This is a genomic window from Streptomyces sp. NPDC029169 (assembly GCF_055563935.1).
In genome coordinates, this window is the sequence record NZ_JBVHXA010000013.1 from 116,853 (window position 1) to 142,628 (window position 25,776).

The following is a 25,776-nucleotide window of genomic DNA, read 5'->3' on the forward strand; positions in this document are numbered from 1 at the left end:
CGTTCGCACTGCGGACGGCAAATCTTCGTAACGGGCCGGGCAATGCATCCCCTGACTTCTGATCAGGGCTTTTCCCAGACTGATGGCACGGCCCGGACGTGGCAGAGCCCGGCGACACGGCCCGAGTCGAGCACGTCATTAATCCGCCGGGAAACAGTTGCGATCAACAAGGAGACGTCATGACGTCCGACCGCATCACCCTCCAGGAAGCCCTGCGCAGCACGGACCGGCCCACGAAGGTCGTTCTCTTCGCGGACCTCGCGGGCTCCACGGAGATGAAGAGCAGGACCGGGGAGGTCGGCTGGCTGCCGACCATCGGGAAGTTCCTCGACATCGCGACGACCGCGACCACCGAGAACGGTGGAACGGTCGTCAAGTACCTCGGCGACGGCATCCTCGCCGTGTTCGACGGCGACAACGCCGCCGAGGCGATCTGTACGGCCATCAGGATCCAGGAGATGCTCCGTGCGGAGAACAACCAGCAGATCGTCACCGACTGCCTGGCCGGCGTCGGCATCGCCACGGGCCGGGTCGTGGAGTACCAGGCGCCCGCCGGTGGCCTCGACTACGTCGGGTCCGTGGTCGACCTCGCGGCCCGGCTGTGCGCCTCGGGCAACCCGCAGGCCATCTGGGTCGACAGCGCAACCGTCGCCGCGGCGATCATGACCCGCGTCTCCAGCGAGGTCGGCCGGGTGCACGGCTTCTCCTCGGACGACTACCTCTCCGACGAGTACCGGGTGGAGCTCAAGGGCTTCCCCAAGCCCGTCCGGTACCGCGAGGTGATCTGGCACACCAAGCCGTTCGGAGCGCGCAACGAGACCGTTGACCAGATCAGCGAGCGCCCCGGCACGCACGCCGCCCGGCCTGTGCGCGCCGCCCAGGGGCACGGTGTCCAGGGGCACGGTGCCCACGGGGGTCCGGTCGACGGCGCCGCTCGGGCGTCGGCGCCGGCGTCCGAGGAGCTGCGCGAGGGCGTGGTCAAGCGGTGGGACCCCGTCCGCGGCCAGGGGTTCATCACGACCGTCAGCGACGGCGACTACTACGTCGACCGCCGGTTCGTCGTGAACGGGGAGGACCTCGCCGACGGTCACAACGTACGGTTCGTGCCTCGCCCCCCGTTCACGGCGGCCGGATCCTGCCCGGTCGCCGGGTGCGCCGTCCAGGAGGGCCACGTGGTGCGGGGCACTTTCCAGCGGGTCCTGGACCACAGGGGGTTCGGCTTCGTCGACGTCCTCGACCAGATGGGCAACCGGCAGACCCTGTACGTCCACCTGGGCGCGCGGGCCACGGAGTTCCGCCCGGGGGGCCCGGTCACGATCGAGGCCGTACGGAACTACAAGGGCATCTCGGGTCGCCTCGTCGAGGGCGCCGGCGCCGGAACGGCGGAGAACGGGAGCGTCGACGGTGCCGTATAACCCTCGGGCCCGGGCCGCGCTCGTGGGCGTCCGGGCCGAACTGACCCGGGCCGACCAGAAGGCGGCGATGCTGCTCGCGCTGGTCTCCGCCATCTCGGCGGGGGTCGTCGCGGCCTTCGCCGCCCGGCCTTCGGGGTTGTTCGCCCTGTGGAACGGCGTCGAATGGCTGGCGTGGGGCGGACTCGCGTGCCTGGCGGGCAGCCTCTTCCACCTGCTGGTATGCGTCCGGCCGGACGGGGCGAACAGCCCTCAGGGCAACGACTACTTCGCCTTCTACGCGCGGTACGCGGGCCGGCCGGAAGACCTGCGAACCTACTTCACGGCCGTCGCCCAGGGCCACGACGGCTGTGAACAGCTCATCGAACTGTCGGTGTTGGCCGGCCGGAAGTACCGGCTCATCGCCCGGTCGGTCAACCTCCTGGGGGCCGCCCTGCCCTTGCTCGCGGCGGCCCTGCTGTTGGACGCCCTGCGCTGAGGTGAGTGGTGGACAACGGAAGGGCGGCGTACTCCGACGCGATGTCGGTGTACGCCGCCCTCGGCTGGGACGCGTTGCGGGAGGCGGGCCCGCGTTGTCATGGCGGTTACTTCGGGTCGGCGTTGAACTTCGAGGTCGACCAGAAGTAGCCGAGTACCGCGAGGCCGAGGCACCAGGCGACGGCGAGCCAGCCGTTGTGGCCGATCTCGGTGCCGAGGAGCAGACCGCGCAGGGTCTCGATGGCGGGGGTGAAGGGCTGGTACTCGGCGATGGGCTGGAACCATCCCGGCATCGCGTTCACCGGGACGAAGGCGCTGGAGATGAGCGGCAGGAAGATCAGGGGCAGTGCGTTGTTGCTGGCGGCTTCGGCGTTCGGGCTGATCAGGCCCATGCCGACGGCGATCCAGGTGAGTGCCGTGGCGAAGAGTACGAGCAGTCCGAAGGCCGCGAGCCATTCCAGGGTGGTGGCGTCGGTGGAGCGGAAGCCGATGGCCACGCCGACTGCGCCGACGAGGACCACGCTGACGACGGACTGGAGCACGCTGCCGATGACGTGCCCGATGAGTACGGACCCGCGGTGGATGGCCATGGTGCGGAAGCGGGCGATGATGCCCTCGGACATGTCGGTGGAGACGGAGACCGCGGTGCCGATCGTGGTGCTGCCGATGGTCATCAGCAGCAGGCCCGGGACGAGGTAGGCGATGTACGTGGAGCGGTCGGCGCCGCCGCCGAGTCCCGCGCTCATGGTCTCGCCGAAGATGTAGACGAAGAGCAGGAGCAGCATGATCGGCGTCAGCAGCAGGTTCAGGGTGAGGGAGGGGTAGCGCCGGGCGTGCAGGAGGTTCCGCCGGAGCATGGTGGAGGAGTCGCGGACGGCGAGGGAGAGGGAGCTCATCGGACGGTCTCCTTGGGCTGGTTGGGCTGGTTGGGGATGTCGGTGCCGCCGGTCAGGGCGAAGAAGACGTCGTCGAGGTCGGGGGTGTGCACGGTCAGCTCGTCCGCCTCGATGCCGGCCGAGTCCAGCCAGTCGAGGATGGAACGCAGCTCGCGCTGACTGCCGTCGCTGGGGAGTTGCAGGGCGAGGGCTTCGTCGTCCCGGGAGGCCTCGCTCAGTGCGGCGGCGGCGGACTGGTACGCGGCGGGGTCGGTGAAGCGGAGCCGTACGTGTCCGCCGGGGATGAGCCGCTTCAGCTCCTCGGCGGTGCCTTCGGCGGCGATCCTGCCGTCGTTCAGGACCGCGATGCGGTCGGCGAGCTCGTCGGCCTCCTCCAGGTACTGGGTGGTGAGGAAGACGGTGACGCCGCCCGTGACGAGCTCGCGGATGATCTGCCACATGTTGTGCCGGGAGCGCGGGTCCAGACCGGTGGTCGGCTCGTCGAGGAAGATGATCCGCGGGCTGCCGACCAGGGTCATCGCGATGTCGAGCCGGCGCTTCATGCCACCGGAGTAGGTCGACGCGGGCCTCGATGCGGCCTCGGTCAGGTCGAACCGCTCAAGCAGCTCGGCGGCGACCCGCCGCCCCTCACGCTTGGACAGGTGGTGCAGGTCGGCCATGAGGAGCATGTTCTCCTCACCGGTGATCAACCCGTCGACAGCGGAGAACTGTCCGGTGACACCGATCGCGGCACGCACGGCCTGCGCGTCGGTGGCGAGTTCGTGGCCGCCGACGCGGATGACACCGTCATCGGCGCTGATCAGGGTGGAGAGGATCTTGACGGCGGTGGTCTTGCCGGCGCCGTTCGGCCCGAGCAGGGAGAAGATCGTCCCTTCCGGGACGGCCAGGTCGATGCCGTCGAGAACCAGCTTCTCCCCGTACGACTTGCGCAGTCCGGTGGCGGTGATGGCCAGGTTGGTCATGACGTTGCTCCTCAGAGGCTGCGGGCGGTGATGTCGCCGTAGGCGGTGGTGGCGTGGATGGTGAGGGCGGGGGTGCCGTCGGTGTTCTTGAGGGAGTTGTGGATGCGGCCGTAGGTGGTGCCGGCGTCCAGGGAGGAGGAGACGCCGTGGGCGGCGCCTACGGTGATGTCGCCGTGTTCGGTGCGCAGGGTGACGGTGCCGCGTGTGGCCTCGGTGAGGGTGAGGTCGCCCTTCTGGGTGCTGATCTCGGCGGGCCCGGTGAGGCGGCCGACCGTGACATCGCCGGCCATGACGCTGAGTCGGGCGGCCGCGGCCTCGTCGATCTTGACCGTGGCCTGCTGGCCCTCGAAGACGAGGTCGCCGAGCCGTCCCACGCCCCGGAGTTCGGCGCTGGCGGCCTTGGCCTCGATCCGGGAGCCGGCGGGCAGCTGGACGGTCACCTCGACGGATCCGGAGTGACCCAGGATCCGGTTCTTCGCCGCCGGGGCCGCGATCCGCAGGACGCCGTCGCCGTAGGCGACCTCAATCTCCTCGGCGGCCTTCACGTCGCGGCTCTTGGAGGGGTTCGCGGGCAGGACCTCGACGGTGGTGTCGGCCCGGTCGGCGGCGATGAACCGGATGAGCCCGGCGGGGATGTCGAGGACGGTGGTGACGGGGGTGGGGGTGTCGAACTTCTGCATCGTGCTCTCCTTCGATCCGTTGTTTCCGATGGAAGAAAGCTACGTTGCGTTCGAGGATCGAGCAACACGTTCGTTGCGCAAAATCACAGTAATCACAGGTGAGGGCGATGATTTCATTGCAATGAATATGAGAGCTAACGCAACGTCAGCGGCTGGCTCGTTGCAATGAACTGAAGGTGAACGCTATAGTGGCGAGACCAGGAACGACGAAGGAGACCGCGATGCCGGGAGGCAGGCTCACCCAGCAGGAACGCCAGCAGATCGCGCTGGGACTGGCCGACGGCCTCGCCTACGCGGAGATCGCCAGGCGCCTCGACCGCCCGACCTCGACCGTCACGCGCGAGGTCATGCGCAACGGTGGCCCCACCAGCTACCGCGCCGACCTGGCCCACCGCGCCACCGAACGCCGCGCCCACCGCCGCACGCACGCCGCGCCCCGGGGGCCGGAGGCGCCCCCGCAGGCTTACGGACGCGACGCCGAGGCCGTGCGCGAGTACGAGGAGGTGTTCACCACCGTCCTCATGCAATCGGGCACGCCCAAGATGATGGCCCGGGTGCTGGCCTCCCTCTGCATGAGCGACGCGGGCAGCCTCACCGCGTCCGAACTCGTCCAGCGCCTTCAGGTCAGCCCGGCGTCCATCTCCAAAGCGGTCGCCTTCCTCGAAAGCCAGGGCCTCGTCCGCCGGGAACGCGACGAACGCCGCCGCGAGCGCTACGTCGTCGACGACGACGTCTGGTACCAGTCGATGATGGCCAGCGCCCGGGCCCTCACCCAGACCGTCGAGACCGCACGGCAGGGCGTCGCCATCCTCGGCCCCGACACCCCGGCCGGCGTCCGCTTCGAGAACATCGCCCGCTTCCTCGACTTCGTCTCCGAGAGCACGGTCCGCGCGGCGCAACAGGCCCGCGACATCCTCTACACGAAACCCGAAACGCCCCAGGGCGACACGGAGGCCTGAGGCCACCCGGCAGCTCCTGTGGGCGGTTCGCCGCCTCCCGCCCTCGCCGCCGATGACGCCGTCGACGGGGCGGTGGTCAGGATGCGGCCGGGGGTGAGGTGCTGTCGCGGACGAAGACGGGTGGTGGCGCCATCCCATCACGGGGGCCGGCACCGGGTGGTCCGCTCATTCCGGCAGAAGCCGCTCCAGCATGAACTGTGTCTCCGGGTCGGGGCCGATGGTCAGCGACTGGACGCGTAGCGGCGGGGCGGAAGTTCGAGGTGAAGTGCCTCCGCCGGCTGCTGTGGGGTGCGCAGGGAGTCGAGGATTCTGTCGGCGTCGTAGGCGGCGTCGGTCAGGACGTACCGGCCGCCGAGCGTGAGGGACAGGGCGTCCTCCCAGCCGTCGGAAGCCATGGCGCCGTGGACCGCGGACAGCAGGCCCGTGTCGTCATCGGCGGAGTACCAGCGTGCGAACGTGAGGTGTTCGGCGAGCCACGTGACGGGCATCGGCTCGCCGCCGAGCGTCAGGATGTCGTGGCCCGCCGGCCGCACGGCCGATACGTACTCGACGATCGCTTCGTCCGCCTCCGTCCCGTCCCAGGTCGGAAGGACTTCCTCCGGAATGAGCGCGTAGCGGGCGAAGTCGGTGCAGTCGATCCATGTGGCCATGCGGCGGATCATCGCACCCGCACCCGAAGCGCCGCGTCCGCCTCGGACGAAGAGTCTCGCCCAGTCGATCCCCGCTCGCTGTCCGGCCGTTGTCCGGGGGTCGCCGCGACGGTTCAGCAAGTCGGCCAGGGCGGTCGGCGGTTCTCGAGGACTTGGCGGGCCGCCCACGGAGTACGGTGGCCTGCCAAGTCCTGTCTGCCGAACTCGGCCGAAGCCGGCAGTGATTGCGGTCAGAGGCCGATGTCGGCCAGCCACTGGCCCGTAGTCCGGGGGGTGACGCCGAGCAGCTTCTGCGCGGAGTTCTCCGGTGCGATCGAGCGGCCGGAAAGTGTGCTCATGGCCTGGTAGAGGCCGGCGACGTCGGCGGCGGGTCCCTCGCCGATCACGGGCGCTATGGAGGTGCGCATCTGCTCGGGGCTGATGGGCTCGAAGGTCACGTTCTTGCCGAAGTGGGCGCCGAACGTCTCGGCCAGGTCCGGTCCGGTGATCGCCGGGTACTGGCCGACGGAGACCACGCCGGTGACGTCGTGGCGGTCGAACAGGGCGAGAGCGACGTCGGCGATGTCGAGGTGGGATGCCCAGGAGACGGGGAAGTCGGCGCGGATCGGGTAGGGCAGCACGCCCCGTTCGCGGACGGTGTCGAGGACGTACGGCATGAGCAGGTTCTCCAGGTACAGCGTGGGCGCGATCACCGCATGCGACACGCCGCTGTCCGCCAGGCGGCTGACCAGCATGGCGGCCGCGCCGCCGGTGTCGGGGTCGGTCGGGGCGCCGCTGCTGGAGAGCACCACGCGGGCCGGGCGGGCCTCGCGGACGGCGGCGACGATGGTGCGCGCGTAGGTCTGGCGGTCCTGTTCCGAGGTAACCGGCAGGTGGATGAACACGCCCTCGGCGCCGCGGTATGCCTCGGTCAGTTCCGCGGCAGAGTCGTATCCGGCGGCCACCACGCGCGCGCCGTCCACGACGGCGTCCGGGTTGCGGGTCAGAGCGGTCACGGACTTGCCCGCGGCGGCGAGAGCGGCGACGACGGGAGCACCTTGGGCGCCGGTGGCGCCGTGAATCACGTAGGTCATGGGCGCCATTAGTGCATGCGATGCACCAGTTACATCAACTGCACTAATGGGGTACGGTCAAAAATTGTGACCGACCCTTGTCTGCCCGAGTGCGGTGTCGCCCGGTTCCTCACGCTGCTCAACGGCCCGTGGGCCACTCTGATCGTGCGCGAACTGCTGCAGGGCCCTCATCGCTTCACCGAGCTGCGTGACGCCCTGCCCGGCATCAGCCCGCACACCCTGACCAGCCGGCTGCGCCAGTTCGAGCGGCACGGCATCGTCACCCGCACGACCTACGCGGAGATCCCGCCGCGCGTCGAGTACGCGCTCACCCCTCTCGGCGAAGGGCTGAGCGACGTCCTGGAGGCCATGGGGAACTGGGCCATGGCGGTACATCCCGGGGCCGCCACAGCCTGACCGCGCCGCCATCCCGGCCCGCGTAGAGCGGGGGATCGCGGAGGGGCAGGGCGGCACGCGCCGCCCCGCGGGTCGGCGCCCGGCGCCCGGTGGGTGAACAGGCCCAGGTGCAGGGCGGCTTCAGCTCCTCCTGAGGGCCCGATGCGGGCGTGAAGGAATTCCGGTGACGGCGGCAACCTTCCGCCGGGCGGCGGCGACCAGGAGACGCAAGACCAGAACCTGATCGCCCCCACATCGAAAGCAACTCGACATGAGCAGACACAAGAGACGACCGAAGCGCACCGTCGTCCTTTCCGCACTCGCCGCCACGCTGGGGCTGGGCGCTGCGATGCTGACCACCACGCTGCTCAGCCCCGCGAGCGCGGCCGGCGCCTGGCCGAAGGCGAAAGGCGACGACAAGCCGGTCACCGCCACGATCGAGGTCTCGGGCACCTACGACGGCAAGCTCCAGCGCTTCTACGGCAGTGGCGCCCTCGGCGGCGACGGCCAGAACGAGGGCCAGGCCCCGCTCTTCAAGCTGAAGGACGGTGCCGTACTCAAGAACGTCGTCCTCGGCTCCCCGGCCGCCGACGGCATCCACTGCATGGGCAGTTGCACGATCCAGAACGTCTGGTGGGAGGACGTCGGCGAGGACGCCGCCACCTTCAAGGGCACCTCCCCGAACGCCGTGTACACGGTCTACGGCGGCGGCGCCCGCAAGGCGTCCGACAAGGTCTTCCAGTTCAACGGGGCCGGCAAGCTGGTCGTCACAAAATTCCAGGTGTCCGAGTTCGGCAAGCTGGTGCGCACCTGCGGCAACTGTTCCAAGCAGTACAAGCGGACCGTCATCATCAACGACGTGGACGTGACCGCGCCCGGCAAGTCGATCGTCGGCATCAACGCCAACTACGGCGACACCGCGGCCCTGCGCAACATCCGCATCCACGGCGACAGCAGCCGCAAGATCAAGCCGTGCACGCGTTTCCAGGGCAACAACACCGGCAAGGAGCCCGTCGAGCTCGGCACCGGCCCCGACGGCACGCACTGCAGGTACACGGCCTCGGACCTCAGCTACGACTGACGCCGCGCCCGAGCCCGCGCCACGGCGGGATCCCGCGCTGCGGGCCGCGCCCACACACCGTCGCCGTCACCCCGGCCCACCACTGGGGCCCGGATCGGGGGAACCGCGTCCAGAAGCGGTAGGAGCCGCGTGACGTCGTGGCGGTTTCCGCTGGTCAGGGAGACAGCGAGCGGGGTTCCGTGCCGGACGGTGATCACATGGTGCTTGCTGCCCGTGCGGGCCCGGTCGACCGGCGAAGGCCCGGTGTGAGCCCCTCTTCGAGGGCCCTGACGTGCGAGGCGTCGATCGCAGCGTCGTCCATGTCCAGCAGGCCGCGGGAACGTCCCTCCAAGACGGCGGCGTCAACGTAGACGGTTGACCAGAGCGAATGCCTCCTCGGTCTTGGGGTGGGTCTTGCCTAGTTGGGTGTGCAGGATCTGTGCACCCCGGCGCGCGAGGTCCGCTGCGGTCGGGTCGTTCAACGTGTGCAGGACTTGGGCCTTGAACAGCAGGACGTACCCGATGTACAGGTGGTCCGGCGCGTACCTGGCCTCGCGGATCCGCAGCGCCCGCGAGATCAGCGGCACGGCCGTGGCGTTGTCGCCGAGGTCGACGTGGACGTTCGCCAGTGCTATCAGGTCGAAGCTCACGTACGGATCGTCCGGCCCGTACGCCGCCTCATCGATCCGCAGCGCCCGCTCGGCCAGTGGCTGCGCCGCCCCGTGCTCACCGAGAAGGCACAGTATCCGCGCAAGCGTGGCCAGGTCCGTCGCGATGGCGGGACTGTCCGCCGACAGGCTGGACTCGTGGAAGCGCAGCGCGCGTTCCGCCAGGGGGCGCGCCCTCTCCGGCGCGCCGAGGTCCTTGTGGATCTGCGCCAGGGTGATCAGGTCGAAGCCGACCTCCGCATCCCGGCCCTCGAGCGACTCGTCGATCGCGAGGGCGCGTTCACACAGGGGCAGCGCCATCGAGGGATCCCCGATCCGGAGGAGGAACTCCGACGCCAGCCTCAGCAGCACTGCCGTCTCCGCAGCGCACTCGGCCGGTGGATCGTCCTTGGTCACTGCAATGACGTGCGGGAGCAGCTCCTGCCACCGCTGCCCGGCATCCGGGTCTCCGTGGATGTCGTGCGGCACGGCCGCGAGCAGCGCACGACACAGCTGGACCCGAGCGCCGGCGTGTGCCTCGTCCGGCATCGCGGCCCGGATGGCGGCCTGAACCAGCCGGTGCAGCACCAGGGACGCGCCCCCGCGCCTCGCGAGACCCATACCCGCCAGGGCGCCGACCGTCGTGTCCCACGCCAGCGGGTCGGCTGCGGCTACGTTCAGCATCTCGGGGCTGCCGGTGAACAGGTCCAGCGGGATCGGCTCCGGCGCCAGCAGGGCACACAGCTCCAGCAGCCGCACCGCCTGGGGCTGGTCCGTCTCCAGCCTTCGCACACTGAGCTGCCACAGGGTCGCGACCACCACCGCCGGCCGGTCGGTCAGCTCGCCCCGCGCGATCATGTCCTCCAGCCGCGACGTCAGCAGAGTCAGGTACTCCTCGGGCGCCGTGTGGTTGTAGCCCATGTACCCGGCCGCCTGTTCCAACGCCAGCGGCAGGTCCCCCAGTTGCTCGGCGATCCGGTCCGCCACGGCCGCGGTCATCTCGGGCACCCGCCGGACCAGGAGCTCCACTGACTCTCGCCTGGTGAACACATCCAGGTCGATGACGCCGGCTCTACTCGACCAGCCACTCACCCTCGTCGTGACGATGACATGGCCGTTGCTCGCCAGGCCACCCGACGGCAGCGCGTGCGTGAGTGTGCCCGGCTTCTCCCCGTTGTCGAAGATGATCAGCCAGGGCCTGCGGTCCAGCAACTTGCCGTACACCCGTGGGATGACCTGGTCGAAGCTCACCTCCGCCATCCCCAGCTCCCTGGCCAGCGATACGAACTGCGACGCCACCAGATCGGGGTGCTCGGCGTCCACGAACGCGACGAACCGGTACTTCGACAGGTTGCGGTAGGCGTACTCGACCGCGAGCTGGGTCTTGCCGACGCCACCCAGCCCGTGCACGACCAGCATCGCGACGTCGTTCACCGAGGCGAGGCGCTGCCGCAACTCCCGCAGCGCGGCGTCGCGGCCGGTGAAGTGGGTGTTGCGCGGTGGCAGCCGGTGCGTCACGGGCGCGAGCGGGTCCTGCGCACGGTCGCGGCGCGGCGCCTGCCACAGCCCGATAAGCGACAGTGGTATCAGCATGAGGAGCACCACCCACGGGTGGACACGCACAAAGTCGAGCGGCCCCGGCCAACGGCTCTGACCAGACGCCGCGTTGAAGGCAAGACTGCCGACGAACAGCACGAGCAGACCAGCCACCGCGCTGGCCGGCGTTCGCCACATGACTCCCTCTTCGGTATGACGGCGACCGCGACAATCAACAGCCGGCGTGACCTTATCCCAGGAGTCGTACAGCCCGAGGGGAATCGACCAACGTCAGCGGATGCGCTACGCGATACGCGCCGATCTCCACCTCGATCTGCTCCAACTCGCCTGCATCTCAGGCGTCTTCGCGGTAGAGGTCGGTGAGCAGGGCGACGGCGGCGTGGGTGGCGGGGTGGGGGTCCTGTCGGCGCCAGATGAGGTGGACGGGGACGGGGGCGGCGTCGCGCAGGGGGCGATAGGTGATGCCGTCGCGGCGGTACTGGGTGACGGTGGCCTGCGGGGTGACGCCGACAGAGCGGCCGGTGGCAACGGTGGCGAGCCAGTCGTCGACGTCGCGGGTGTACTCCACGGCGGGGCGGGCGTCTTCGGGCCACAGGTCCAAGGTGGTGGTGCCGGTGCGGCGGTCCACCACCAGGGTGCGCTCGCGGATCTCCGCCAGGCGGATGCTGCGGCGCCTGGCCCATGGGTCGTCGGAGGCGAGGGTGACGTAGCGGCGTTCGTGGCCGACGAGGGCGTGGGCGTAGCGGCGGGTGTCCACCGCCGTGCGGAGGACGGCCAGGTCGCACAGGCCCTCGGCGAGGCCGCCGGTGGGGGTGTTGTGGCGGATCAGGTGGAGTTCGACGTCGGGGTAGCGGTCGTGCCAGCGGCGCTGGAACTCGGCGGTGTGGCGGCCCATCGCGGACCAGGCGTGGCCGATGTGCAGCCGGGTGTGGCCGGTGGTGGCCTGGTGGACCAGTTCGTCGGCGTCGGCCAGGAGATTCCGGGCGCGGGCGAGAACCTGCACGCCTGCGGTGGTGGGGGTGACAGTGCGGCTGGTGCGGTGCAGCAGTCGCACGCCGAGGATCCGCTCCAGTGCGAGCAGTGTGCGGGAGACCGCGGCCTGCGAGACGCCCAGCTCGATCGCGGCGTCGGTGAAGCTGCCGGCGTCGACGATCTCGACCAGGCAGCGCAGGTGTCGCAGCTCCAGTTCCGTACGACCATCCATGCGTCCAGCGTATAGCTGCGGCTTCGGATGCATTTTGCGTATGCATCGGTCCGACGGATGGTCGTGCCATGACACTCGAAGCTCGCGCAGAGACGACGTCGGCCGCCGCGGTGCAGGCGCCGTCGCCCCGGTGGTCCGGGGTGGCGCTGATGATGGGCAGCGGCCTGTCCAACCAGGTCGGAGCATCGATCGCCGCGCTCGCCTTCCCGGTGCTCGGGCCGGTGGGAGTGGTGGCGGTGCGCCAGTGGGTGGCCGCCGTGGTGCTGCTGAGCGCCGGCCGGCCGCACCTGCGTTCCTTCACCGCCGCGCAGTGGCGTCCGGTCCTGGGTCTTGCCGCGGTGTTCGCGACCATGAACCTCACGCTGTATGCGGCGATCGACCGGATCGGGCTCGGCCTTGCGGTCACCCTGGAGTTCCTCGGCCCGCTCGCTGTGGCGCTGGCAAGCTCCCGCCGCCGTATCGATCTGGCCTGTGCTCTCGTCGCCGCCGCGGGCGTGGTGGTCCTCACCCGTCCCCGGCCCAGTACGGATTATCTCGGCATCGGCCTGGCCCTGATCGCCGCGGTCTGCTGGGGCTGTTACATCCTGCTCAACCGCACCGTAGGCGAGCGCCTGCCCGGGCTGCAGGGATCGGCCGCCGCCGCGGCGGTCTCCGGCCTGCTCTACCTGCCCCTCGGAGCCGCCGCCCTGTGGCTCCAACAGCCCACCGTCGGCGCCCTGCTGTGCGCGCTGGCCGCCGGTGTGCTGTCCTCGGCGGTGCCGTTTCTCGCCGACCTGATCGCGTTGCGCCGGGTCCCCGCCCGCTTCTTCGGGATCTTCATGAGCGTCAACCCGGTGTTCGCCGCTCTGATCGGGATGCTCGTCCTCGACCAGCACCTCGGTGCGGCATCATGGCTGGCCATCACCGTGATTGTCACCGCCAACGCTGTCTCCGTGGGCACTGCCGCCGGCCACTCGAAGAAGAAGACCGACCTCTTGCGTTGAACCCGCGCCGGACGCCCGCCCCCTGGTGTGTGCCTTCGCCCTCGCCACAGCTACGTACGGGCCCCCGGCAGCGGTAGTTCCGCGCGAAAGAAGGCACCCAGCACGTCCGGGTTCACGGCGCCGGTACAGCACCGATCTGCTGCATCACCCCGAGGAGGTCAGGCTGACCGCGTTCGCCGACGATCCGGCCGCCGGCCAGATAGTAGAAGTTCATGGCCTGCACCGAGATATTGTTGCCGCTCGCCGGGATCCCGAAGAATTCACCGTCGTGGGTTCCTCGCATGGTGAACCGCGCGGCCACCGTGTCGCCTTCGGTGACCGTCTCCTCCAGCGTCCACTCGACATCCGGGAAGCCGCTGCGCATCACCCTGAGGACCTCCATGTATCCCTCGGGCCCCCGCAGCGGTTCCGGGTGGCTCGGTGCGTGGAACACCGCGTCCGGGGAAATGACCTCGAGAGCAAGACTCTCGTCGCCCGTGTTGATGAACTCGACGAAGCGGTTCATCACTGACTCGCCGGACTGCGGCGGCATCTTGCTGTGCCTCTCCCAAGACGGTGGGTGGATACCTGGGAGTCTAACATCGAATCGATGTCGACATCGATTCGATGTAAACGTGCGAAGATGGACTCATGCTCGAACTCGCGATACTCGGTTTCCTGGCCGAGGCCCTCTTGCCCGGACACGAGCTGCGCCGCCGCGTCTCACAGCTGACCGGCTACACGCGGCCGGTCAGCGACGGCAGCCTGTATCCGGCGATCAATCGTCTGACCAAGGCGGGCCTGATCGAGCGGCGCGCCGACCCGGCCGCGGGGGCGGCCCGGTATGTGCTCAGCCTGACCCCGGCCGGGCGGGATGAAATGCTTCAGCGCCTGCGCAAGCCCGCCGACCACGAGATCACCGACTTCACCCGGTTCTACATCGTCCTGGCATTCCTCTCCCACCTGCCCGACGTGGCCGAACAGCACGCAGTGCTGCGCAGACGGCTGGAGTTCCTGGAAGAACCGGCGAGCTTCTTCTACGACAACGACCGGCCCCTGCGTGCCGAGGAGATCGCCGACCCCTACCGGCGCGGCATGCTGCTCACCGCCCGCGCCACCAGCCGCGCCGAACGGACCTGGCTGCGCGAGACTCTCGGCGAGAAACCGCCCGCATTCGACATCACGGGCACCGAGAGCGATCCGCGTGCGCCCGCCGCTCCCGCGAGCTGACTGCCTACGGAGGCACCTCCATGCTTGCTTCCTGGTACGACGACCAGGGCCCCGCCGCCGACGTCCTGCACGTCGGCGAACTTCCTGAGCCCACCCCCGGTCCCGGTGAGATCCGCGTCCGCGTCACCGTCTCGGGCGTCAACCCCGGCGACACAAAAAAGCGGCGCGGCTGGCTCGGCTCGTCCATGGCCTACCCGAGGGTGATCCCGCACAGCGACGCCGCCGGAGTCATCGACGCCGTTGGCGCCGGCATCGACGACCGTCGCGTCGGGCAACGGGTCTGGGTGTACGGGGCCCAGTCCTACCGCCCCTTCGGCACGGCCGCCCAGTACACCGTCATGCCGGACCACCAGGCCGTACCCCTGCCGGACCACCTCGGCGACGAGTTGGGCGCGAGCCTCGGCATCCCCGGTATCACCGCCCACCGCACCGTCTTCGCCGATGGACCGGTCGACGGCCAACTGGTCCTGGTCCACGGAGTTCTCGGCGGCGTCGGTTCCCTGGCCGCCCAGCTCGCCCACTGGGCCGGCGCCACCGTGATCGCCACCGTCCGCCGAACCGCGGACCTCGACCACGTCGACCCGGCCGTCATCTCCCACGCCGTCGCCCTGGACACCCGCGACCCCGCCGCGGCCATCCGCTCGTACGCGCCGCAGGGCGTCGACCGGATCATCGAAGTCGCGCTGTCCGACAACGCCGACCTCGACAACGCCGTCGCCGCCAACGAGGCCGTCATCGCCGCCTACGCCACCCGCACGGACCGCACTGAGATCCCTTTCTGGCCCCTGCTGTTCAACAACGTCACCCTGCGGCTGCTCGGCAGCGACGACTTCCCTGCCGAGGCCAAGCGCCAGGCAGCCCGCGACCTCACCTCCGCAGCCGCCGTCGGCGCCCTCACCGTCGCCGTCGGCGACCGCTACCCGCTGGAAGACATCGCCAAGGCCCACGATCACGTCGACGCCGGCGGTCGCCACGGCCGCATCCTGGTCACCATCCCCCAATAGCGCAGACTCGGAACACCGGCCCGTCACCAGTAACCCACCGGCTGCGAGGCCGGAGTGCAGACCCAGTTGGCCTGGCACGCGTGGGCCGAGCCCGGTCATCCGCTCTGAGGTTGATCGACACTGGAGAGCCCGCCGTTCGGAGTGAGGCGTGGCCGCGGGCGGCTCCAAACTTCGGGAGTTTCAGGAAACCAGCCGCCAGAGGCCGCCCCTGGCCGGTTTCACCCGACAGATCAAGCCGCTGGCGGGGCCCTCTCGTCGGCCTCTGCGCTGGCGACTGAAAACCGCCCCTGACCAGCAAAAAGACCCTCCCGAAGGAGGGTCCGTGGTAAAGCGCCCCCGGCAGGACTCGAACCTGCGGCCAAGTGCTTAGAAGGCACTTGGTGGGTTGGGGAGTGGGTTGCCTCTGACCTGCGCGTTCGTGCTCAGCGTTGGACCAGCGGACCAAACTTCCGACGTTTTCGGGACGGCGCATGTTCCGGCCTGCCTCGTGTGACGATCAGGGTGCTGTCAAATCCACATCGCTCAGGGCAAGCCCGTTGGGCTCCACCGGTGCCAGCTCGCCGAGATCCACCTGCTTCAGCCGATCGAGGGCGTCACGGAAGGCACAGGCGCCCCGTCGTCGACGTCCTGCCGCAGGTTCTTCCGTCACAAGCCCTCTTGCGATGTATCGATTCAGCCTTCTGCGAGGCAGTCTCGCTGGTCGAGCGGAAGCCGTGTCGGGCGCGCCCGCGACGTGGCCGGGACACCGCCAGAGGCGTGCGACGCGGCTACGCCGGTTGAGGCATGCCAAGGGGCTGTTGGCGGAGGAGCAAGGCATTGAGTGGGGTGTCGTAGACGGCTGCCCGTGACCACGAAGTCCTTGCCCCGGAGCGCTGTGGAGCAGAGGGCTTCGCCGCGCCTGTCTCAAACTGTGTACCCGTCAGTAGACAACTTCAACAAAATGTATATCTTGAGCGTCGTTCAAAAATGACCAACTACCCTAGGGAGGACCCTTCGTGAAGAAGACCGCCTTCGCCTTCGCGATCGCGACCGCCGCGCTCGCCGTCACCTCCGCCCCGGCTCACGCCGCCGAGTACTCCTCGGCGTTGAAGGTCCAGGGCGTCCAGTACGACGCGCCGGGCCGGGACTCCAACTCGTGCTCCACCGGCAACACCGCTGCGGAGTACCTGACGATCAAGAACTATTCGCGGTCGGCGACGGTCAACCTCAAGGGCTACGTCGTCAAGGACGCTGTCGGCAACCGCTTCGTCTTCAGCGCCAATCACTACCTTCAGCCCGGCGACTTCGTGAGGCTGCGTGGAGGCCGCGGCACCGAATCCGACAAGTACAACGTCGTCTACCGCAACAACTGCAACTTCATCTGGAACAACGACAAGGACACCATCTACCTCTACAACCCGGCCGGCGCCCACGCCGACACCCACTCGTACACCAAGAGCGGCAACGACCGCGACGGCAACGGCTACATAACCTTCCACGGCTAAGCGGAGGAACGACGTCCGCGCCTGGAGCGATGCGAAGCGGCGGGGGCTTCGTCGATTGCCGAAGGCCCTACCCCCCGTTCGGCCGCACGGCCGGTGAATCCGACAAGGAGAGATCGTGACGGACTACCGTTCCGAAGCCATACGGATCTTCAAGGCCACCCGCAGCGACGACAGCAACCGGGGTGTGATCGCCGCCCTCCTGCACGTCGCCGACCTTCTCGGCGGAGCCTCCTCAGCAGAGGACACCGTTCCGGCGTCCACCCGCGAGGTGTGGGAGCGGGCAGCCCTGTCCTATCTCCGAGGGCGATCCGATCGCTCGGAGACGACGGCCGAGATCAGTAAGTGGCTTGCCAAGGAGGGCTTCGAGGTGAGCGAGCAGGACCTCAGCGCTGCTCTGTGGAAGCTTGAAGCCGACGGCAAGGTCAAGGCGAACACGTACAACCGCAGCACATCCTTCACCGCTGCTCGCTGAGGCGTCGGCCTGGACTCCTGCCGCAGGGTCAGGGGTGCGGTCGTTTCTTCGGACGGTGGCCCGGCGGATGCAGCTCGATGGCCGACGGCCCATCCGTGAGGGCGGAGCAGTGAGGAGCTGGTCGGGTCTCCCCCAGGGGATGCTTCGACCTTCCGCCGGTCGGTGCCGGGCGCGAGTTTCATCTGGTCGTCTGTCATGGCGCCGGTGGGGAGCACGTCGGCGTCCGGCACCCATGCGGCTTCGCGCAGTCGGGCGAGCTGCTCGACACCGGAGCCAGCTACGCGCCGCCGCCCTCGTCGCGCGGGACGCTCACCACGCCGCCAGGCGATCCACCCCTTGCACCCCGCACACCCCCACCACCACCACCGCATGCCCGTCCATGTCCTGGAGAGAGAGGCACCTCTGGTGCAACACACCCCAATAGCCGTCCGCGCCGACCTGTTCGCCCTGTTCGCCAAGCGCGCCCAAGCCAACCCCGGCGCGGTCCTGCGAAGCTGGGAGTTCCTCAACGCCGTCGCCGACAGCGACCGGGTGGCCGTCGCCCGGCGCAGGCACAACCCCGACGCCACGCAGCCCGAGCACTATGTACGGCTGTTCCCGAACCTGCCGGGGGCGATCAGCGCTGCCTATCTGATGTACGGCTCCGCGCGGGTGGAGATCAACCTTCCCCATGCTCAGGCCGCCGACCTTGCCGGTCATCCCGCCGTCAAACTGCGCAGCAGGGACGGCTACAGCAGCTCGTACGGCGATCGCGCCCCCGTGGAGCAGGCGCTGGTCTACCTTGAGCGGGCGGACGATGCCCATGCCGTCGCGGTCGAACTCACCCGACGGGCCCTGGCGCACGCCACGACAGTCGCCCTCGCCAGGTAAGGCGCTCACTGGGCCCTGCCGGCGCGAATCCGGCGGGGCCACATGCCTGCGATCAAGGGCACACGTCATCACGGCCGATCCATGGTCTGCTCCTCGAAGTCAGTTGAACGGGCGGAACACCCGCGCCTCTTTGTCCGGCCATGCGAGTACGACACCAGCGTTCCTACAGATCCGCCGCCACCGCTTCTTTTCCACGGGGGCGCGCTCCGCCCAGAGCACAGGGCGAACACGGTGGTCGCGGAAGTGATCGGTGTAGTCGAGGAGCTGGGCGAGGCCCGCCCGCAGCTGCGCGGTGGCGTTGTCGTCGTTCAGGGACTTGACCTCCACCAGGGTGAAGTTCCCGTCGGTGTCGACCCAAGCAAGGTCGTAGGCGGGCTTACCGCTGGGCGTGAGGGGGGAGAGACCCCGGGATGCGGCCTCGTCGGCGAGGGCGTCTTGCAGGGCGCTGTGCGTCGCCCATCCTGCCGCGGTGAGGTCCGGGTCCGGGCGGCTCAAGGCTGCTTCCTTCGGCGGCGGCTTCTCGCCCTGGCGCTGATAGGGAACTCCGAGTAGGGATGGTTGTCGGATCTCGGGGAACTCCGGTCCGCCCACCTCGGCAAGGCGTTTGGCGACAGCCTCACGAATCTCGCGGCGGTGTTTCTTGATGGGCCGGATGGTGCCTTGTGTCGTGATAGCGCCGGATGGCAGGTCCGCGCGGTCCAGGGCGGCGAGCCATCGCATCCGGCGGCGCCGCGGGAAGTCGTCGCTGTGCCATGGTTCGTATGTGGGTTTGCCGATGACCTCCCCCACGTAGATGGTGTCCTCGCCACGCGCAGGGTCCTTGTGGTGGACGGCGACCCAGTCGCCGACGTTCACCTTCCACAGGAAGGTATGGAGCTGTGCCGTCCACTGCGTGATCGTGCCGGGTTTCTCGTCGGGAAACCGGGCCTCGAAGGCGCGCCGTATCGGCGCCGGATCCTCGGACGGCTCGACGTATCCGATGTCGTGGTAACTCGTCGCGCAGTAACCGCCTTTGGTCCATCCCTTGGCGCGGGAGTTGTCCTGCCGTCCTGGCGCCAGCAGCCACGTGTCCGGACGATCGGCGGAGGCGGACGGGCGTATGTCACGGGTCATGGCCTCAGCGTAGGGGCGGATTTCCGTCCGATGGCGGCACTCGGCCTGCATCTCCGGCCCCAGTGAAGTAGGGGAGCTGCCCCCTGCCCTGGGCCGTCGTCCATGTGGGCCAGCGGACCCGACCGTGCGAATGATTGTGCGTTTCTTCGTGTCCTTCAGGCTCGTTGGGCGGCGTAGGTACGGGGAGCATCCCCGGGGCACCTGCCCCAGCTCGAAGGGTTTCTGCCATGCGCAAGTCCCTTGCGGCCCGCCTCGCGGTGGGCGCGGCCATGCTGAGCTCCGCGGGCGCCACGACCGCCGCTCACGCGGACGGAGGGCAGGGGCGCGAGGGCCATCGCAACTCGGCCAGGCATGGCCGGCACTCAGTCGGCCAGGCGGAAGACCGCTTTGCGGAACGCTTTGCGCACGGTGGTCAGGGGGTCGCGGTCGCGGTTGAAGTAGATCTTGTTGGTGAGGAGGGCTGCCCAGCGCTGCTGTTTCGGGCTGATCCACATGCCGGTGCCGGTAAAGCCGTAGTGGACCCAGATGTCTTCGTGGAGTTCTGTGCCGGGCGCGGGGTGCCAGAAGAGGCCGCGGGCGGGGGTGAGTTCGCCGGTTCGACTGCGGAGGGAGTCGGCGATCCAGGTCGGGCCGAAGGCGGCCTGGGCGGGGTTGAGCATGTGGCGCAGGAAGCGGCTGAGGTCGGCGAGGGTGGAGAAGGCGCCGGCGATGCCACAGGTGCCGCCGAGGAGGCGGGCGGAGAAGTCGTGGGCGGTGCCCTTGAGGTGGGTGCCGGTTTCCTCGTCGAGTTCGGTGGGGGCGCAGCAGGTGACCAACTCCGGAGGCAGTGGGCCGAAGCGCGTCTCGGTCATGCCGAGGGGTTCCCAGATGCGGCTGGCCGCCAGGACGTCGAGCGGCTGTCCTGCGACGTACTCGGCGAGGTAACCGAGGATGAGGGCGGCGCGGTCGGTGTACTCGACGGCCTCGCTGGGGGCGCGGTGGAGGGACTCGTGGAGGACGCCGTCGCGGATGTCCTGGGGGTCGGTGCCGTACAGGTTCTTGAGGTTGGCGCGCAGGGGAAGGCCGGCCGTGTGGGTCAGGAGCTCGTGGGTGGTGACTTGGGCGAGCGGGTGGTCGGTGACCTCGGGCCAGAAGGTGCCGAGCGGGGTGTGGAGCTGGAGCTTGCCCTCTTCGACGAGGGTGCCGATGACGGACCACACGGCGACGATCTTGGTGAGACTGGCGATGTCGAAGACGGTGTCGAGCCGCATGGGCTCGCGGGGATGAGAGGGGTCCAGGAGGCCGACGGCGCCGCTCGCGGTCGTGCCCTCGGCGTTGCCGACGGCCCAGACGGCTCCGGGGTAGACCTGGTCGCGGACGCCGTCCTGGAGGAGCTGCTCAATGCGCGGGATGTCGAGCGTCATGGTCTACCGATCGTAGTGAGGCGGCTGGCCCTGGAGCCGGTGCGCCACGGGTGATCACGTGAGGTGTCTGCCTAGCTCGGCGAGGGCGGCAGCGGTGGCGCTCAGAGGGAAGCGGGCCGCGTTACCGAGGCCGGCCGCGCGGAGGGCGGGGAGGAGTCCGGGGCTGGTGCGGAGGCGGTCGAGTTCGCGGGCGACGGCATGCGGGTCGGCGAAGTCGGTGGCGAGGCCGGTTCCGCCCAGGGACTCGGTGAGGCCCGAGACGGGTTGGTAGAGGACAGGCAGCCCGCACGCCTGGGCTTCGAGCGCGACGAGGCCCATGGCCTCCAGCGTGGTGGAGGGCATCACCAGGACGTCGTAGTCGGCGAAGGTCTTCCAGAGCTGTGGCCGACGCAGCCAGCCCAGGTAGCGCACGTGGACTCCGAGCCGGTGGAGGCGGGGGCGAAGGGCGTGGAACTCAGCTCGGGGTGCGGCGATGGACAGCTCGACGGACTTGGTGATGGGGAGAGCCGTCAGCAGGGTCTCGAAGCCCTTTTCGGGGGTGAGGCGGCCGGCGTACAGGATCCGCAGGTGGCTCGACGACCGGTTCGGGGGACGAGGTGGAGGGGCGGAGAGGAGGCGGTCCGGTATGCCCCAGGGGATCTTCTCGATCTTGCGACGCCGGGTGTTAGGGGCGAGCAGGAGCAGGCGGTCGGCCATCGCGCCGGTGGGCACCACAACGACGTCCGCGGCCCAGGCCGCCTCGCGCAGGATGGCAAGTTGTTCGGGATGGGTCTCAGCGAACAGGAGGTCGGTTCCGTGGACGAGCGCGATCCGCGGATGGTTCGGGAACGCGCGGAGCAGGGCCGGGGTGGCGCCGAATGCGAGGTGCTGCAGATGTACGACCCCGACTTCGCCCGCATCGACCGCCTCGGCGAGGGCGCGCTGGAGAGTGGATACGTAGCGACGGGAAGCGTATCCAGTCAGGCACTTTCCGGGCGCGGACACCAACTCCAGTCCCGCCGGTGCGGCCGGACGTAGACCGGTGTGTTCCGGCGCGAGCATGAAGGCCCGCGAGGGCACAAGTGGGTTCCTCCCCGTGTACAGGTCGAGGAAGAGCTCCACACTGCCGCCGGGGCTCGGGAACGGCAGGTCGAGGGCGGTGACCACGCTGGGGTTCACGCAGGGCCTCCCGGGAGTTCCTCGTAGAGGCGGGAGGTCTCGATTCCCTGACTGGACCGGTACTTCAGGCCGTGGAACTGGTAACTGGCCGGGGCGCCGAGCGTCTGGAGGAAGACCAGTTTGCCGAATGTCATGCGCGGGTACACCCGGACTGGCCGGCTCGCCCGGATCTCCAGCGTCCAGCGAATGGCGTGACCCTGGTGCCCCAGCGGCGCGGAGACGTGCACCCAGATGCCGAGCGCGCCGATCGTCCGGTCGCCGTTGAGGAACTGGGCGTATGTTTCCGAGCCGGTTCGCTCGTACGTCGTACCGAGGTAGAGGACCTCCGGCAGCAGCTCGTACCCAGTCTTGGGAATGGACACCTCCTTGAATTCGGTCGGTCTCGCCGAGTCGAGGGAGCCGTCGTGGCAGCGCAGAGTGTCGCCCAGGCGCCAGTCGTAGGCATTGGGGGAGATCCTGTTCGACTCGTACGGATCGATGGTGATCTCGCCGGCGGCCCGGGCGGCGGCGATGGCGGGGCCGGTGAGGATCACGAGGCCACCGCCCCGAGGGCTGCCAGGTCGCGCCAGTAGGCGGAGGGCTGGGGGCCGGCGGAGGACTGATACTTGCCCGCGTACAGAGCCACGGGGCCGACCGACACGAAGAACATGATCTGGCCGATCCGCATGCCTGCGTAGACGCGCAGCGGGCGGATGGGGGAGAGCATCAGCGTCCACTGGCCGTGGAAGCCGATATCACCGATGGGGGCGGTGATCTCGACGAACAGGCCAAGGCGGCCGACCGAGGAGCGGCCGAAGAGGAGGGGGATGAAGGTGTTGGAGCCGACCTCCTCGATGGTGTGGCCGAGGTAGAGCTGGCCGGGCTGGAGCTCGAAGCCGTCCGGTCCGATCTCGATCGGTTCGGTGGGGTTCGGCCGGTGGGCGTCCAGCGTGCCCTCGGAGTAGGTGAGGAGGGTTTCGCCGAGACGGACGTTGTAGCTGTTCGGGTTCACCTGGGTCGGCTCAAACGGGGAGATGCGGATGCGGCCGTCGGCCGCGGCCTGCGTGATCTCGGGGCCGGTGAGGATCATCGCAGGTCTCCGTCGGTGAGGGCGTGCTGCACGGCCTGGGCGAGGCGGAGTCCGGCCTGCCGGGTTCGGCCGCCGAGGTAGGCGTCGGCGATATAGCTGGTGGTCAGCACGGTCGGTACGTGGCCAGGTAGAGGGCGCGGCGCGGACACGATCGAGCCGGCCTGCTCGGTGAGGTGGGCCAGGAGGGCTGCCGGGTCTGCGATGAAGTTCTTGGGGACGTGGGCGTGGACGAGCTCGTTGTCGAACGGCTCGATGGCCAAGAGATCCCCTTGAGAGAGCGTGGTCCCGAGCAGGATGGAACGGAGAGTCGTCTCGTTCAGCACGACGGCCTCGGCTCCCAGCCCGCTGTGGAGACGGCCGGCGAGGTACTTGAGCAAGGCGCGGCGGTCCAGCGGGCCGTCCCTGTACGGAAGTCGAAGTGCGCCCAGCGGCGTGCGCAGCTGCTCCTGACAGGAAGCGATGGAGTGTCGCAGCGGGGCGAGTTCGTCGGGGAGTTCTGCTGCCGGCGGGAAGTCGGCCACCCGGGCGGCCCAGCCGGTGCCCATTGGCTGGGCGAGCGCGTACCCGGTGCCCAGCTCCCGCCCCTTGAGGACCAGCGTGTCGCCGACGAGCACCGGTTCGGGCCGGTCGCTGTGGCAGTGTCCGGCGAAGATCACGTCGAGGAACGGGCAGGACTCTGCCAGCCTGAGGTCCTCGTCGAACCCGGAGTGGCTCAGCACGACCCACGAGTCGGCCTCGTGGTGGTGGGCCAGCATCAGCTCTCGTAGGGCCTGGACCGGCTCGACGACACGGTGGCCGGTCCGTTGTCCGACAGGGATGGCGTTGAACGCCTGAGGGCCGATGACGCCCGTGACCGCCATCCGTCGCGTGCCCACGTGTACCAGGCGTACCGGGTGGAAGAGCGGGTTGCCGGTCCGGTCGTCGACGGCGTTCGCGCACACGGTGATGCGATGGAGGTCGGGCTCGAAGTAGTGGGCCCAGCCGTGGTTTCCCGGGGCGATCGCGTCGTAGAGACCGACGAGGACATCTCGTTCGATCCCGCCCTGGCCGAGCCGGTAGTAGCCCGTGCCTTCGAAGAAGTCTCCGCAGTCCACCACAAGGCTGTCGCACCGCGCGGCGTGCAGGTGCGCGAGCATCGGCACGGCGGTGTCGAAGGCCGAGTGGACGTCCGTGGTGGCGATGATCCGCTGGAGCTGCCTGGAAGCGGTCACGGGGTGACCTCGCAGATGTCGGCCCCCAGCGCGAGGAGCTTGCCGGGGAGGTCGGCGTGCCCGCGGCGCAGTTGGTCAACTCCGCCGAGCGTGGTGACGCCTCGCGCGAAGAGCCCGGCGACCATCAAGGCGGAGCCGGTGCGGATGTCGGTGGCCTCGACTCCTGCCCCGGTCAGACGCTGCGGGCCGGTGAGCCTGCACTCGGTGGAGGACACCTCCGCGATCGCGGCGCCCAGTCGGACGAGCTGCGGGACGAGATTGCCGTGGCGCCCGGGGTTGATGGGGTCCGAGAAGAGGTGGGTGCCGGGGAAGCCGAGGGCCAGGGTGAGGAGCGGCGGTTCGAAGTCGGCGTCCAGGCCGCCGGGGGCGAGGGTGGCCAGCGCCCGCAGCGGTCGGCCGGTCGGCCGGGTGTCCTGGCCGTGGACGACGAGGGCCTCGGGTTCTTCGGCAGTGGGGATGCCCATCCTGTGCAGGGCTGCGACCAGCGGTGCGACGTCGGGTCGGTGCACGCCCTCGATGCGAGCCGTACCGCCGGTCGCGGCTACGGCACAGGCCAGGGTCCCGGCCTCGATCTTGTCCCCCGGCACCTTCCAGATGGGAGCATCCGCCGACGCGGACGACGGTGGGGCGATCGTGAGTACGCGCTCGCCGGCACGGCACTCATATCCCACCGAGGTCAGGGCGTTCAGGACGCAGAGCACCTCCGGCGAGAGGTTCGGCTGCCCGAGGCGCAGCGGCGTACCCGCGGCCACGGCCCGCAAGATCGCGGCGACGGTGGCCCCGCGCGAGCGGAACGGCAGGACCAGGGAGACGGTGCCCCTGACTGGCTTGCCGGCTTCGACGACGTACCCGTGGTCGTCCACGCGGACGCGATCGCCGAAGGCTTCGTAGACCTTGAAGTGCTGTTCCATACCGCGGTCGCCGATCCGGCATCCTCCCGGCCAGGGAAGCCGGGCCCGGCCGCACAGGGCGATCAGAGCGGGGACGAGGTAGTACGAGGCGCGGATGCTGGACGCGGCCTCGCCCAGACCGTCGGGCGTCGGGGCCGCTTCGCCGGGAAGGACGAGCACGGTGTGGCTGTCACCGACCGGTTGGGCGGTGTTCCAACCCGCCTGCTGCAACAGGCCGAGCAGGGTCTGGACGTCGGAGCTGGCGGGGACGTTGTCGAGACGTACGGGACGGAGGAGGGCTGCCGCAGCTGCGATGAGCGGGAGCGCTGCGTTCTTCGAACCGTCGACCGTCACGGCGCCGGCGAGGGGCCGTCCGGGCCGGATCGCGATCACCTGAGACGTCACGGCGGGGATGCGGGTACTCACGTACAACTCCTCTGCACAGGAAGGGACAAGGCGGAAGTCGTTCCAGCCGGGGCTGAGACGGACACATCGATCTCGGCCCAGCAGCACTTGCCGGAGTCCGTCGGCGTCGTACCGAAGCGGTCCGCGAGTACGCCGACGAGGAAGAGCCCGCGTCCGCCCTCGCAGTCCTCATCCGGCAGCGCGGGCGTCGGGAGCGTGCGGCTCAGGTCGCTGACCTCCACCCGCAGGACCGCGTTGGAGATCTGGGCTACGACGCTGATCGGTTGGTGACCGGCGTATCGGACTGCGTTCGTGACGAGCTCGCTGACCACCAGCTCGGCCGTGTGGAGTGCTTCGGAATCGACAGACACCCACGGCCAGCCGGCTATGGCCTCCCGCACCCGCCGCCGCGCCGCAGGCACGGCGACCGGTGTCGGCAGGAGGGAGAAAGTGATCTGGTGCGCTTCCACGAGCGGCCTCCAGGGGTGGGATCGACCAACCCAAGGAACCGTGGAACGCGACATGTTCGCGATGCCCTGTGCTCGTGATGCAT

The 25,776-nt window shown here is 69.4% G+C and carries 27 protein-coding genes, 1 tRNA gene and 1 pseudogene; 11 read left to right on the forward strand and 18 right to left on the reverse strand.

Annotated features, from left to right (window positions below):
- Window positions 1–179 precede the first annotated feature (179 nt).
- Both ACZ4VI_RS23595 and ACZ4VI_RS23600 read left to right on the forward strand, forming a co-directional pair.
- Window positions 180–1,415 carry an adenylate/guanylate cyclase domain-containing protein gene (locus ACZ4VI_RS23595; RefSeq protein WP_468002084.1) on the forward strand — a complete coding sequence of 412 codons (1,236 nt, stop codon included), beginning with the start codon at window positions 180–182 and terminating at the stop codon, window positions 1,413–1,415.
- The gene (locus ACZ4VI_RS23600) at window positions 1,405–1,890 is read left to right on the forward strand and encodes a Pycsar system effector family protein (RefSeq protein ID WP_468002086.1); all 486 of its coding nucleotides are present in this window, start codon (window positions 1,405–1,407) and stop codon (window positions 1,888–1,890) included. Before ACZ4VI_RS23595 ends, ACZ4VI_RS23600 begins: the two co-directional genes overlap by 11 nt.
- A 106-nt stretch (window positions 1,891–1,996) precedes the next feature.
- Here the strand turns inward: ACZ4VI_RS23600 and ACZ4VI_RS23605 are convergent, their stop codons facing one another.
- The 3 genes from ACZ4VI_RS23605 to ACZ4VI_RS23615 are packed head-to-tail and all read right to left on the reverse strand — an operon-like array spanning window position 1,997 to window position 4,427.
- Complete coding sequence (locus tag ACZ4VI_RS23605) at window positions 1,997–2,785, reverse strand: ABC transporter permease (RefSeq protein ID WP_468002088.1); 789 nt, start codon at window positions 2,783–2,785, stop codon at window positions 1,997–1,999.
- Window positions 2,782–3,747 carry an ATP-binding cassette domain-containing protein gene (locus tag ACZ4VI_RS23610; RefSeq protein ID WP_468002090.1) on the reverse strand — a complete coding sequence of 322 codons (966 nt, stop codon included), beginning with the start codon at window positions 3,745–3,747 and terminating at the stop codon, window positions 2,782–2,784. The genes ACZ4VI_RS23605 and ACZ4VI_RS23610 overlap by 4 nt, the downstream gene beginning before the upstream one ends.
- An 11-nt stretch (window positions 3,748–3,758) precedes the next feature.
- Window positions 3,759–4,427, reverse strand: a complete 669-nt coding sequence (locus ACZ4VI_RS23615) for a DUF4097 family beta strand repeat-containing protein (RefSeq protein ID WP_468002092.1) — start codon at window positions 4,425–4,427, stop codon at window positions 3,759–3,761.
- Between the two features lie 221 nt (window positions 4,428–4,648).
- On the opposite strand from ACZ4VI_RS23615, the gene ACZ4VI_RS23620 reads away from it, so the two are divergent.
- Window positions 4,649–5,386 carry a GbsR/MarR family transcriptional regulator gene (locus ACZ4VI_RS23620; protein WP_468002094.1) on the forward strand — a complete coding sequence of 246 codons (738 nt, stop codon included), beginning with the start codon at window positions 4,649–4,651 and terminating at the stop codon, window positions 5,384–5,386.
- Window positions 5,387–5,607: 221 nt separating this feature from the next.
- Here the strand turns inward: ACZ4VI_RS23620 and ACZ4VI_RS23625 are convergent, their stop codons facing one another.
- Window positions 5,608–6,036 carry an Imm21 family immunity protein gene (locus ACZ4VI_RS23625; RefSeq protein ID WP_468002096.1) on the reverse strand — a complete coding sequence of 143 codons (429 nt, stop codon included), beginning with the start codon at window positions 6,034–6,036 and terminating at the stop codon, window positions 5,608–5,610.
- Between the two features lie 230 nt (window positions 6,037–6,266).
- Window positions 6,267–7,109 (reverse strand): NmrA family NAD(P)-binding protein, encoded by an 843-nt coding sequence (locus ACZ4VI_RS23630; RefSeq protein WP_468002098.1) that lies wholly within the window; start codon window positions 7,107–7,109, stop codon window positions 6,267–6,269.
- Between the two features lie 66 nt (window positions 7,110–7,175).
- On the opposite strand from ACZ4VI_RS23630, the gene ACZ4VI_RS23635 reads away from it, so the two are divergent.
- Together ACZ4VI_RS23635 and ACZ4VI_RS23640 are read left to right on the forward strand one after the other, a co-directional pair.
- Window positions 7,176–7,505, forward strand: a complete 330-nt coding sequence (locus tag ACZ4VI_RS23635) for a winged helix-turn-helix transcriptional regulator (RefSeq protein WP_468002099.1) — start codon at window positions 7,176–7,178, stop codon at window positions 7,503–7,505.
- A gap of 250 nt (window positions 7,506–7,755) precedes the next feature.
- Window positions 7,756–8,565 (forward strand): pectate lyase, encoded by an 810-nt coding sequence (locus ACZ4VI_RS23640; RefSeq protein ID WP_468002101.1) that lies wholly within the window; start codon window positions 7,756–7,758, stop codon window positions 8,563–8,565.
- Window positions 8,566–8,654: 89 nt separating this feature from the next.
- Here the strand turns inward: ACZ4VI_RS23640 and ACZ4VI_RS23645 are convergent.
- The 3 genes and pseudogenes from ACZ4VI_RS23645 to ACZ4VI_RS23655 form a co-directional block, all read right to left on the reverse strand.
- Window positions 8,655–8,899 (reverse strand): annotated as a pseudogene (locus ACZ4VI_RS23645) (transposase); the annotation flags it as partial.
- A gap of 7 nt (window positions 8,900–8,906) precedes the next feature.
- A complete protein-coding gene (gene fxsT, locus ACZ4VI_RS23650) occupies window positions 8,907–10,784 on the reverse strand; it encodes an FxSxx-COOH system tetratricopeptide repeat protein (protein WP_468002103.1) in 1,878 nt (625 codons plus the stop codon).
- A 298-nt stretch (window positions 10,785–11,082) separates the two neighbouring features.
- On the reverse strand, window positions 11,083–11,952 hold the full coding sequence (locus ACZ4VI_RS23655) for a LysR family transcriptional regulator (RefSeq protein WP_468002104.1): 870 nt from the start codon (window positions 11,950–11,952) through the stop codon (window positions 11,083–11,085).
- Between the two features lie 68 nt (window positions 11,953–12,020).
- Here ACZ4VI_RS23655 and ACZ4VI_RS23660 point away from each other — a divergent pair, with 68 nt between their 5' ends.
- Window positions 12,021–12,935 (forward strand): EamA family transporter, encoded by a 915-nt coding sequence (locus ACZ4VI_RS23660; protein WP_468002106.1) that lies wholly within the window; start codon window positions 12,021–12,023, stop codon window positions 12,933–12,935.
- A 112-nt stretch (window positions 12,936–13,047) separates the two neighbouring features.
- Here ACZ4VI_RS23660 and ACZ4VI_RS23665 read toward each other — a convergent pair whose 3' ends face one another.
- Window positions 13,048–13,440: an ester cyclase gene (locus ACZ4VI_RS23665; protein ID WP_468002108.1), complete on the reverse strand. Its 393-nt coding sequence runs from the start codon at window positions 13,438–13,440 to the stop codon at window positions 13,048–13,050.
- A 125-nt stretch (window positions 13,441–13,565) separates the two neighbouring features.
- On the opposite strand from ACZ4VI_RS23665, the gene ACZ4VI_RS23670 reads away from it, so the two are divergent.
- Both ACZ4VI_RS23670 and ACZ4VI_RS23675 read left to right on the forward strand, forming a co-directional pair.
- Window positions 13,566–14,144 carry a PadR family transcriptional regulator gene (locus tag ACZ4VI_RS23670; protein ID WP_468002110.1) on the forward strand — a complete coding sequence of 193 codons (579 nt, stop codon included), beginning with the start codon at window positions 13,566–13,568 and terminating at the stop codon, window positions 14,142–14,144.
- A gap of 20 nt (window positions 14,145–14,164) precedes the next feature.
- Window positions 14,165–15,148 carry an NADPH:quinone reductase gene (locus tag ACZ4VI_RS23675; protein ID WP_468002112.1) on the forward strand — a complete coding sequence of 328 codons (984 nt, stop codon included), beginning with the start codon at window positions 14,165–14,167 and terminating at the stop codon, window positions 15,146–15,148.
- A 334-nt stretch (window positions 15,149–15,482) separates the two neighbouring features.
- Here the strand turns inward: ACZ4VI_RS23675 and ACZ4VI_RS23680 are convergent.
- Window positions 15,483–15,558, reverse strand: a tRNA-Arg gene (locus tag ACZ4VI_RS23680).
- A gap of 585 nt (window positions 15,559–16,143) precedes the next feature.
- Here ACZ4VI_RS23680 and ACZ4VI_RS23685 point away from each other — a divergent pair.
- The 3 genes from ACZ4VI_RS23685 to ACZ4VI_RS23695 all read left to right on the forward strand — a co-directional run bounded on the left by ACZ4VI_RS23685 (window position 16,144) and on the right by ACZ4VI_RS23695 (window position 17,974).
- Window positions 16,144–16,632, forward strand: a complete 489-nt coding sequence (locus ACZ4VI_RS23685) for a lamin tail domain-containing protein (RefSeq protein ID WP_468002114.1) — start codon at window positions 16,144–16,146, stop codon at window positions 16,630–16,632.
- Window positions 16,633–16,747: 115 nt separating this feature from the next.
- On the forward strand, window positions 16,748–17,104 hold the full coding sequence (locus tag ACZ4VI_RS23690; RefSeq protein WP_468002115.1) for a hypothetical protein: 357 nt from the start codon (window positions 16,748–16,750) through the stop codon (window positions 17,102–17,104).
- Between the two features lie 405 nt (window positions 17,105–17,509).
- Window positions 17,510–17,974: a hypothetical protein gene (locus tag ACZ4VI_RS23695; protein ID WP_468002117.1), complete on the forward strand. Its 465-nt coding sequence runs from the start codon at window positions 17,510–17,512 to the stop codon at window positions 17,972–17,974.
- 99 nt (window positions 17,975–18,073) lie between these two features.
- Here the strand turns inward: ACZ4VI_RS23695 and ACZ4VI_RS23700 are convergent, their stop codons facing one another.
- The 8 genes from ACZ4VI_RS23700 to ACZ4VI_RS23735 all read right to left on the reverse strand — a co-directional run bounded on the left by ACZ4VI_RS23700 (window position 18,074) and on the right by ACZ4VI_RS23735 (window position 25,693).
- Window positions 18,074–19,087, reverse strand: a complete 1,014-nt coding sequence (locus ACZ4VI_RS23700; protein ID WP_468002118.1) for a hypothetical protein — start codon at window positions 19,085–19,087, stop codon at window positions 18,074–18,076.
- 362 nt (window positions 19,088–19,449) lie between these two features.
- Window positions 19,450–20,490, reverse strand: a complete 1,041-nt coding sequence (locus tag ACZ4VI_RS23705) for a serine hydrolase domain-containing protein (protein WP_468002120.1) — start codon at window positions 20,488–20,490, stop codon at window positions 19,450–19,452.
- A gap of 54 nt (window positions 20,491–20,544) precedes the next feature.
- Entirely contained in the window at window positions 20,545–21,648 is a 1,104-nt protein-coding gene (locus ACZ4VI_RS23710) for a glycosyltransferase family 4 protein (RefSeq protein ID WP_468002122.1), read from the reverse strand.
- The gene (locus ACZ4VI_RS23715; RefSeq protein WP_468002124.1) at window positions 21,645–22,181 is read right to left on the reverse strand and encodes a dCTP deaminase; all 537 of its coding nucleotides are present in this window, start codon (window positions 22,179–22,181) and stop codon (window positions 21,645–21,647) included. The genes ACZ4VI_RS23710 and ACZ4VI_RS23715 overlap by 4 nt, the downstream gene beginning before the upstream one ends.
- A complete protein-coding gene (gene dcd / locus ACZ4VI_RS23720) occupies window positions 22,178–22,717 on the reverse strand; it encodes a dCTP deaminase (protein WP_468002126.1) in 540 nt (179 codons plus the stop codon). The genes ACZ4VI_RS23715 and dcd overlap by 4 nt, the downstream gene beginning before the upstream one ends.
- Complete coding sequence (locus ACZ4VI_RS23725; protein ID WP_468002128.1) at window positions 22,714–23,928, reverse strand: bifunctional UDP-sugar hydrolase/5'-nucleotidase; 1,215 nt, start codon at window positions 23,926–23,928, stop codon at window positions 22,714–22,716. The genes dcd and ACZ4VI_RS23725 overlap by 4 nt, the downstream gene beginning before the upstream one ends.
- Window positions 23,925–25,244, reverse strand: a complete 1,320-nt coding sequence (locus tag ACZ4VI_RS23730) for a UDP-N-acetylglucosamine 1-carboxyvinyltransferase (RefSeq protein WP_468002130.1) — start codon at window positions 25,242–25,244, stop codon at window positions 23,925–23,927. The genes ACZ4VI_RS23725 and ACZ4VI_RS23730 overlap by 4 nt, the downstream gene beginning before the upstream one ends.
- Entirely contained in the window at window positions 25,241–25,693 is a 453-nt protein-coding gene (locus ACZ4VI_RS23735; protein WP_468002132.1) for an ATP-binding protein, read from the reverse strand. The genes ACZ4VI_RS23730 and ACZ4VI_RS23735 overlap by 4 nt, the downstream gene beginning before the upstream one ends.
- Between the last annotated feature and the right edge of the window lie 83 nt (window positions 25,694–25,776).